The organism is Sphingopyxis sp., from assembly GCF_036402335.1.
In the GTDB taxonomy this organism is placed as follows: Bacteria; Pseudomonadota; Alphaproteobacteria; order Sphingomonadales; family Sphingomonadaceae; genus Sphingopyxis.
The window spans coordinates 1-9169 of record NZ_DASWTD010000525.1; the positions used below are offsets into that span (position 1 = coordinate 1).

Consider the following 9169-nt stretch of genomic DNA (forward strand, 5'->3'; position numbering starts at 1 on the left):
GACAGCCGTCGCCGACAAGGTTCCGCTTGTTGTAGGTGAGCTGGACGATGCGCACGCCGAGCAGGTCGAACAGGTCGAGCCGCCCCACCTCGGTTTCGAGCGGCACCGTATCCTGGAAACCGAAGATCACGCCGAGCCGCCCGCTCACCTGCGCGGCAGCGAGGTCGGAAGCGGCGCGCACATGGAGCAAATGATCAGGCAGCGCCTCGACAAATCGCGAATAGCGCGCGATGCGGCGCAGCGTTTCTTCATAACGCCCCGGCGTATTGCCTGCGGCGCCGACTGTCTGGTGGATCGCGGTCAGTCCCGATGCACGGTAGACCGCAAGCTGCTCCGCGATGCCCGGCGCCTTCGGATCGAGCGCGCCCAGCGACGACAGGCCGTCGATCACCATCGCCTTGCCGTAACGCGCCGCGCCGAAATCGGCTCCACGCGCCGGGCCAGCGAATGTCAGCGCCGCCGCGCCGCCGATCAGCGCGCGGCGCGAGACGATCATGTGTGGAGCGCCTTTTCGAACTCGCTTGCGGCATCAGCGCCGGCGATCGCGGTCAGATGCTTCAGGAAGACCGGAGTCGTGTGGACAGGTTCCTTCGCCATCGCGATCATCAGCCGGTCCATCGCGGGGCGGCCGATGCGATGTTCAAGATCGAGCAGCAACAGCGGCCCCTTGCCGTAGAGCTGAATGCGGTTCGGGCGTCCGTGCCCCATGACCGGGCCCGCGTCCTTCGTCGCGTCGCGCTTGGCCGCGATATTCTTCGCCAGCTCTTCGGCGCCGAAGGCATGTTCGACATAACGCATCGACATATATTCGGCGGCCGATTCGACGAGCCAGAAATCATCGGTCAACGGGCTGGCGAGCATCCACCAGGCGTGCGCAATCTCGTGGCCGACATAACGGCCGGGATTGACCTCGGTTATGTCGGGCGTGTTCCGGCCGCCTTCGGACAAGACGGTATAGGCGGTGCGCGCATAGCCCATCGAGCGATCGCGCCAGACCTGCGCCATCCGCACCTTGCGCGGCAGCGGGCCGAACATCGTTTCGAAATAGCGCGCCGCACCCTCGGCATGCTTGACGTACCAGCCCGACAGCCGGGTCGACAGGTCGCGCGAGTAGAATTCGACGCCATGCGCCTCGGCGCGCTGGAGCCCGTGCATCGCGACCATCGGCAGGTCGATGTCGAGGAAATCGCGGTGGATGCGCACCCCCGTCGCGGTCCGCGTCACATCGCCCTGCGCGACGACGACGAGGTCGGGGGCAAGCCCGTCGATCGTCGCATCGACGGTGAAGCGCGTCTGGATGTCGGCGCCGACCGGAAACCACATATGGTCGATGAACAGTTCATAGCCCTCGGGCCGCAGCGGCTTGTTTCCGCTGTCGTGCTCGGTAAGAATCGGCCCTGCGTAGCGAAAACGCAGCTTGACCGGGTCCACCGTCGGCGCGGCGAAACGAAAGCTGTATTTGTTGAGCGCCGGCATCGGCGAGGTCGACGGCTCGACCGACATGGTCACCCCAGCCGGCAGGTCCATCGGCCGCAGCGCAAAGCGGTCCGAAAGCAGGAAGGCCTTTTCGGACTCGGACTCGCTGAGCGTGATTGTGACGTCGGCGTCGAGTGCGCCCTGCGGGTCGAATTTCGCCGCGACATCGTAATGCGGCGGCGCCGCGTGCGCCGCGGTCGCACCGCCGAGCGCCAGCAGAAGCGCTGATAGACTCTTCATGCCGATTGTCCTCCCCCGGCGATCCATGCCTCGATGCGTTCTTCGAGCAGCGGCAACGGCAGCGGCCCCGCGCCCAAGGTGATGTCGTGAAAACGGCGAAGGTCGAACCGGTCGCCGAGCCTTTCGCGCGCGCGGGTGCGCAGTTCGATGATCTTCTGCATCCCGATATAATAGGAGGTCGCCTGACCCGGGATGACGATGTAGCGCTCGACCTCGCGCTGGTTGTCATAATGGCTCGACGGCATGTTCGCGTCGAAATATGCGATGCCCTGCTCGCGCGTCCATCGAAGCGCATGGACGCCGGTATCGACCACCAGACGGCAGGCGCGCATCAGCGACAGCGAAAGGCGCCCGAAATCCGAATAGGGATCGGCATAGAGCCCCATCTCTTTCGGCAGCAGTTCCGAATAGAGCCCCCAGCCTTCGGAAAAGGCGGCGATGCTCGCAAAACGGCGGAACTTCGGGAGCCCCTCCATCTCGTGCGCGATGCAGGTTTCGACATGATGGCCGGGGATCGCCTCGTGATAGAGGGTCGCGGCGAGCTGGTAGCGCGGCTGCGCCTTCATGTCGGCAAGGTTGATATAGAAGATGCCCGGCGCCGAGCCATCCTGCGGCGGGTTGCGATAATGCGCCTTGGGCGCCGATTTCTCGCGCCATGCCTCGATCGCGCGGACCTCGACCGGCGCTTTCGGCAGACGCGCAAACAGCTCGTCCTGCCGCGCTCGGATTTCGTCCAGCAGGGCATTCGCCTCGGCGACATAGGCAGCGCGCCCGGCGTCGGTATCGGGATGATAGAAGCGCGGGTCGCTGCGCATGAAGGTGAAAAAGGCCTGGAGGTCGCCCGCGAAGCCCACCTGTTTCATGATCGCGCGCATCGCATCGTGGATGCTCGCGACCTCGCGGAGCCCGAGCGCGTGGACGTCGGCCGCCTTCAGCGGAAGCGTGGTGTAGTTTTCGAGCTGCGCCGCATAATAGGCCTGCCCGCCCGGCAGTTTCCAGACGCCCGCGGTCTCGTCGGCCTTCGCCTCGGCAGCACGCAGATGCGCAATCAGCGCGCGATAGCCACCCGCGAAGCCGCCTTGCAGCGCCGCGATGGCGCGTGCGACGAAGTCGGCGCGGTCGGTATCGGCCAGGTCCGCCTTTGCAATCTTGCCCTTGAAGTCGGCGAAAATCGGGCTGTCGCCCTCGCCTTCGAACGGCGCCCCCTTGAGCAGGTTGAGACAGGGTTCGAGCACGAGGCCGTAGACGAAGCGCGGGGGCCGGATGCCTCTCGCCTCCTGCGCATCGAGCCGGGCGATCGCCTGTGCCATCAGCGGCGCGACGGCTTCGAGCCGCCTGATATAGGCGTCGGCATCGGCCTTGCTCGCAATCGGGTGACTGTTGGTGAGCGTGCTCGGGACGCGCGTGTGCATGCCGCCCATCTGCGTCATCACATAATCATGATGGCGCCATTCGAAATCGCGGAGCGCAAGTTCTGTCGATCGCGCGAACATCCGGAGGCTGAGCGCCGCCTGCGGCGACAGCTTCGCGGCGTCGAATCCTGCGAGCGCGGCATGGTCGGCTTCGCGCAACCGGTGATCATCGAGCTCGCGCGCTTCGCTGATATCGTCCCACTTGTCCTGATCGCGGCGGATGCCGAGCGCCGACTGGCGCGTCGGGCTGCGATCGAGTGACCGCTGGAAGATCGTCTCGAAAAAGGCATCGAGCCGCGCATCCTCGTCAGTCTGGATCGCAAAGACCGGCGGTGCGATCAAAGTCGCGCCCACCAGCGCCGCCGAGCCGATGAAGTGGCGCCTGCCGATCATCCCTGTCCTCCCGTTGCGATCCACGCGTCGATATTGGCTTCGAGTATCGGCAGCGGCAGCGGCCCGCTGCCGAGTATATTGTCGTTGAAACCGCGAAGATCGAAGCCGTCGCCCAGCTTCGTCCGCGCACGGTCGCGCAGTTCGACCAGCTTGAGCTTGCCCATCTCGTAGGCGCAGGCCTGTCCCGGCGTGACGATATAGCGCTGGATCGCAGTGACATTGTCGGCATGGTTCGCTGGCGTATTGTCGTCGAGCCACGCCACCGCCTGTTCGCGGCTCCAGCGCAGCGCGTGGACGCCGGTATCGGTGACGAGGCGGCCCGCGCGCATCAGTTCCATCGAAAGGCGCCCGAATTCCTGCCAGGGATCGTCGTAAAGCCCCATGTCGATCGGTAGCTGCTCGGCGAACAGCGCCCAGCCTTCGCTGAACGCGGTATAGCCGCCGAAGGCGCGAAACTTCGGCAGCCCGGTCAGCGCGCGCGTCACTGCCTTTTCGAGATGATGTCCGGGAACCCCCTCGTGATAGGAGAGCGCCGACAGTTCGAAGATCGGCAGGTTCCGCATGTCGCGCGTATTGACGTAGAGTATCCCCGGACGCGATCCATCGGCCGAAGGCGCGAAATAGCCTGCGGTGCCTGCCGATGCTTCGAGCCAGGGCTCGACCGGTTTCACCAGCACGTCGGCACTCGGGACATGGTTCGTCAACTCGCCGAGCCGCGCAGTCACTGCGGCGATCTTCGCGCGCATCGCGTCCAGATAGGCGGCCTTCCCTGCTACGGTGTCAGGATAATAGAAACGATCGTCGGCACGGACATATGCGAACAGCTCGGGCAGCGTGCCGGTAAATCCCGCGCGCTTTGCCACGGCGCGCATCTCGCCGTGGAGGCGCGCCGTCTCTTCGAGCCCGATACGATGCACTTCGGCGGGCGAAAGCGGCAGCGTCGTATTCCAGCGAAGCTGCGCGGCATAATAGGCGTCACCATCGGGCAAGCGCCAGACGCCATCGTTGCAGTTCACTCCGCACCCGATCGCACGAAGATGGTCGATGAGGCCGCGAAAGCCGGGCCCGAAGCCTTCGACGAGGCCGGCCTCGGCCGCTTTCACCAGTCGCGCTTGTTCGGCACCTCCGACCGGAAGCTTCGCGAGCTTGCCACGAAAATCGGCGAGGATCGGACTGTCCGGCGTGCCAGGCTGGAAGGGTGCGCCAGCAATCAGTTTCTCGCAATTGCCGATGACGAGCGGCGCCGAGAAGGGCGGCGGGACGACCCCGTTCGCTGCCTGCCGTTCGAGCCCTGCCACAACCGCGGCCAGATAGGGCCGGACCGCGTGCAACCGCGCGACATAGGCTTCGGCATCGGCGACGCTCGCGATCGGGTGATTGTTGATCAGCGTCTGCGGAATATCGCGCTGCGGCCCGCGCATCTGGCACACGGGATAATGATTGCCGCGCCAGCGGTGGCGCTCGATCGCCTCTTCGGCATCATAGGCGAAAAGATCGTAGCTGAGCTGCGCCTGCGGGCCCAGTACCGCGCGGTCGAAGCGCTTCAGTTCGGCGAGATCGCGCCGCACCAGTGCGACATTCTCGTCGGCGCGCGCCTGACTGACGTCGGGCCACCAGCCTGCGGTGCCGCCCGTCACCCCCATCGACGATTGCGCCGCGGGATTGCGCGCCAGATCGCGCTGGAAGACGCTTTCGAAAAAGGCATCGAGGCGCACATTTTCCTCCGCCGGCGCAGCCCATGCCGGCGTAGCGACGAGGAAAGTCCCCGCGGCGATCAGCTCGCGGCGGTTGATGCGAAGGTCGCTCACCGGCCGTTCGGGAAATCGCCGAGCGGCGAGACCACCGCCGGCTCGGCCTTGGCCGTCCCGGCCGGCACGCGCTTCACATGCGTATCGAGGAACTCCAATATCTTGCGATAGGCGACGATCTGGTTCGCCTTTTTGCGAAAGCCGTGCCCCTCGTCGGCGAACACGACATAGTCGACCGGCACGCCGTTCGCCTTGACCCTGGCGACGATATCCTCGGACTCGACGGGCAGCACCCGCGGGTCGTTCGCGCCCTGGAGCACGAGCAGCGGCTTCTTGATATTGTCCGCGTGGAAGACGGGCGAAATCTTGCGGAGGTAATCGGCGTCCTTTTCGGGGTCGCCGACCTCGGTGAAGAGCAGCCGGCGCAGATCCTCCCACCAGCTTGGCGTGTTGGCGAGCAGGCGCGGCCAGTTCGACACGCCATAGATATCGACCCCCGCGGCGAACGCATCGGGGCGGAAGGCGAGCCCGGCGAGCGTCATATAGCCGCCATAGCTCTGCCCCTGGATCACGACCTTGGCAGGGTCGACGAAGCCCGTGTCCGCCAGCATCTTTTTCGCCGCTACGACGTCGTCGAGATCGGCGTCGCCATGCTTGCGGTCGTCGAGATGGTAGAAGGTCCGCCCCGATCCGCTGCTGCCACGATTGTTGATCTCGAACACAACATAGCCATGGTTGGCGAGATATTGCTGCAACGGACGATAGCCGATCTTGCTTTCGTCGCCGGGGCCGCCGTGGACGTGGATGACGGCAGGAAGCGCGTCGCCCTTTTTCGCGCCCTTCGGCACATAGAGAATGCCCGGCACCGTGACGCCGTCCCAGGATCTGAACCGCACGACCTCGCCCGCGACCAGATCGTCTGGCGCCACGCCGGGCGCGCGCGCGTTGAGAAGCGGCGTCCGTTTGCCCGTAGCAAGGTCGAGCAGCAGGATTTCGCCCGGCGTGGCACCATTCGACGCGGTTACAAGCGCCTTCTTCGCGTGGTTGGCGAGGAGCAGGCCGCTGCTTGCACCCGGCACCGGGTCGGCGAGCGACTGCGGCTTGAAGGTCGCCGCGTCGAACAGATAGGGACGCGAGCGCGCGTCCTCGTTGACCGACACGACCAGTGTCCTGCCGTCGCGCGACAGGTTCGCGCCCTGGACATCCCAGTCGGGCTTGAACGCGGTCACGCGCTTTCCCGTGGTCAGGTCCTGCCGCACGAGGAAAGCGAATTCGCCCCCGTCGTCGGTGGTGTAAAAAAGCTGCGCCCCCGTGTCGGCAAAGGTCTGCGGTTCGCACGCGACCGGCTTACCCTCGGTGGTCAGCTGGATCAGCTTCGCCGCGGTCCGGTCGTAGACATAGCAATGCTTGGTCGCATTATCGACGATCCGGCTGAGCCCGACATAACGGCGGTCGGGGCTGACCGCGCGCACCTGATAGGCCTTGTCGTTTTGGAACAGGAGCGTCTTGGCATAGCCGTCTGCCTGGATCTCGTAGAGGTCGAAGAAGCGCGGGTCGCGCTCGTTGGTCTGGACGAAAAAGCTTTTGCCGTCCTGTGCCCATTCGACGAAGCGCGCGACATGCCTGGCACCCGGCGTTACGTCGCGCGTCGTCCCGTCCGGCTCGCGGACATATATATGCGCAAGTTCATTGCCGCCCTGGTCGCTCGAAAAGAGGATGCGCTCGTCGGCGGGAAAATAGCCGATCGCACTCACCGTCTCCTTGACCGAATTGGTGAGGGCCGTCGCCTCGCCTCCGCCCGACGGCATTTCGTAGATATTGGCGATGCCGGTACGGTTGCTGGTGAAGATCAGCTTTTTGTCATCGGGCGACCACGACAGGCCGCCGATCACGTCCGAATCCATCAGCTGTTCGATCGTGTAGCTTCTGGGCGGTGCCTCGCCGGCGAGGACCGGGGCGGCAGGCCCCAAAAGGCCGATGGCGAGCAGCAAGCCTTTGCGCATTTTCATTCACTTTCGTTCGATGAGGGCGGCGCGGAAGAGATTGTCGTCGGGGACGAAAATGCGCCTCCCGCCGCCCCGGCGAGCCTAGAATCCCGCAGTCGCGGTGAGCAGGTAGCGCCTGCCAAGCAGGTCGTACCGGCCGTAGTTCTGGCTGTTCAGCTGCGCCCGGCTCGGCTTGCGGTCGAACAGGTTGGAGACCGCAAGCTGCACCCGGAACCGTTCGTCAATCTTGACGCCAGCCGTCGCATTGAAACGCCAATAGGTTCCGATCAGATTATCCGCATCGGGCACATCTTCGGCGTCCTGCAGAATATTTACCTTCGCAGGCCCGCTCCACAGTGCCTGGAGTGAAAGATCGAGACGATCGGTAACATAGGCGGTGTTGAACTGCCCCGACCATCTCGGTGTCGCCGACGTTCCTACCGAGCTTGTCGGTACCGCCGCCGCGGACGTCTTCACATCATATCGATCGTTGTGGAACAGCTTGGCGCCGAACTGGAGCCTGCCCGACGCGGGGTCCTGTGCCAAGGCAAAGCCATATTCGGCGGATATGATAAGGCCCGCGAACTTGATCGACGCGACGTTGACGTAGCCGCTGTTATACCCGTCGGCGATATCGCCCGCGATACGGATCGGGTTGGCCGATCCCGGCCCGGCCTCGTTGGCACCGAGCCGCCTGAAGGCGGCACAAGACGGCTCATTGGGGAAATTCGAGCTGTCGTAGCAGGCCTCCAGAAGATTGCCGATCGCGAGACGCTGAATTCCGCCGGTCAGGCTGATCTCGCTCCAGTCGGCCGCGAGGCGCAGCCCCGGAATTGCGGTCGGCTGGTAGACAAGGCCAGCCGACCACGAGCGCGCCTTTTCGTTCGCGAGGTTGGGATTGCCCGAAATCGTCCCGACCGGCGAGACCCCGGCAGTGGTCGCTACAAACTGGTCCGGCGTCGTCCCGAACGCCGCGAGCGCGGCTGTGCAATTGGCAGCGCGGACCGTTGGGTTATTACCCTCCTGATACCGTATCCTGTCGCACGGGTCGTTGAGCGCGCCGCGCGTCGGCGATGCTCCGGAAAAAAGCTCGGTGATCCCGGGCGAGCGGATCGAGCGCGTGTAGACGCCGCGAAACTGCAGCCCGTCGCCGATACCCGGCAGGCGCGGAGAGAAGCGACCGCCTGCCGACCAGGTCAGGTCGCCGCCCGCAAGCGAATGGTCGACATAACGCGCCGCGCCCTCGATGCTCAGGCTTTTGATGACCGGCCAGTCCTGGTCGGGCGAAACGAGCGGCACCGAAAGCTCGCCGTAGACTTCCTTTGTGTGAAAGCTGCCCTTGGCGCCCGTATAGGGAGCGACGAAAGTAAAGCCGAGCAGCGACGACGGCTGGCTGAGGATCGCGTCGGGTGTGAAGGCGCCCTTTTCCTTGCGGTACTCGACACCGATGTTGAAATCGATCGCCTCGCTTGCGATCCTGAAGGGCAGCGATCCGTTGAGGTTGGCGTTGATGATAAATTGCTGGTTGAGGCTGACCGCGCTCCCTTCGTCGATAACATAGGCCGCAGCTTCGTCGCTGAAGACATTTTCCCCGAACAGATTGAGCGGCACGCAATCCCCGCCCGAGCGACAAACGATATTGCCGCTGGCATCTTCGATCGCATCGACGGCCAGCAGAAACCGGTCGCTGTTGATATATTTGGTCGTCGCCTTCGAGCGGCTCCGCCCATAGTTCATTGCAATGTCCCAGTTGGCGTCCTCGCCAAAAAGGCTGGCCTCTCCCTTGAGCCCGACCACACCGCGCCACAATTGCACCCGGTTCCGGTACAGTCCGCCGTCCCGGTCGACAATGTCGCTCAGGTTGCGCGCGAAGAAGAAGCTGTTGGTGACGCCGTTCGCGGCCAGCGTGCTGCGC

Annotated in this window: 6 protein-coding genes; all 6 read right to left on the reverse strand. The window is 64.6% G+C overall.

Features of this window, described 5'->3' with window-relative positions:
- The coding region (locus VGD20_RS17100; RefSeq protein ID WP_331135583.1) for a membrane dipeptidase at positions 1–496 on the reverse strand (496 nt) is incomplete at its 3' end.
- Entirely contained in the window at positions 493–1716 is a 1224-nt protein-coding gene (locus VGD20_RS17105) for a hypothetical protein (RefSeq protein ID WP_331135584.1), read from the reverse strand. The genes VGD20_RS17105 and VGD20_RS17100, both read right to left, overlap by 4 nt.
- A complete protein-coding gene (locus VGD20_RS17110) occupies positions 1713–3521 on the reverse strand; it encodes a DUF885 domain-containing protein (protein WP_331135585.1) in 1809 nt (602 codons plus the stop codon). The genes VGD20_RS17105 and VGD20_RS17110 overlap by 4 nt, the downstream gene beginning before the upstream one ends.
- A complete protein-coding gene (locus tag VGD20_RS17115; RefSeq protein ID WP_331135586.1) occupies positions 3518–5329 on the reverse strand; it encodes a DUF885 domain-containing protein in 1812 nt (603 codons plus the stop codon). The genes VGD20_RS17110 and VGD20_RS17115 overlap by 4 nt, the downstream gene beginning before the upstream one ends.
- Positions 5326–7278, reverse strand: coding sequence for a S9 family peptidase (locus tag VGD20_RS17120; protein ID WP_331135587.1), 1953 nt, complete (start codon positions 7276–7278; stop codon positions 5326–5328). The genes VGD20_RS17115 and VGD20_RS17120 overlap by 4 nt, the downstream gene beginning before the upstream one ends.
- Positions 7279–7356: 78 nt before the next feature.
- On the reverse strand, positions 7357–9169 hold a 1813-nt coding region (locus VGD20_RS17125; RefSeq protein ID WP_331135588.1), incomplete at its 5' end, for a TonB-dependent receptor domain-containing protein.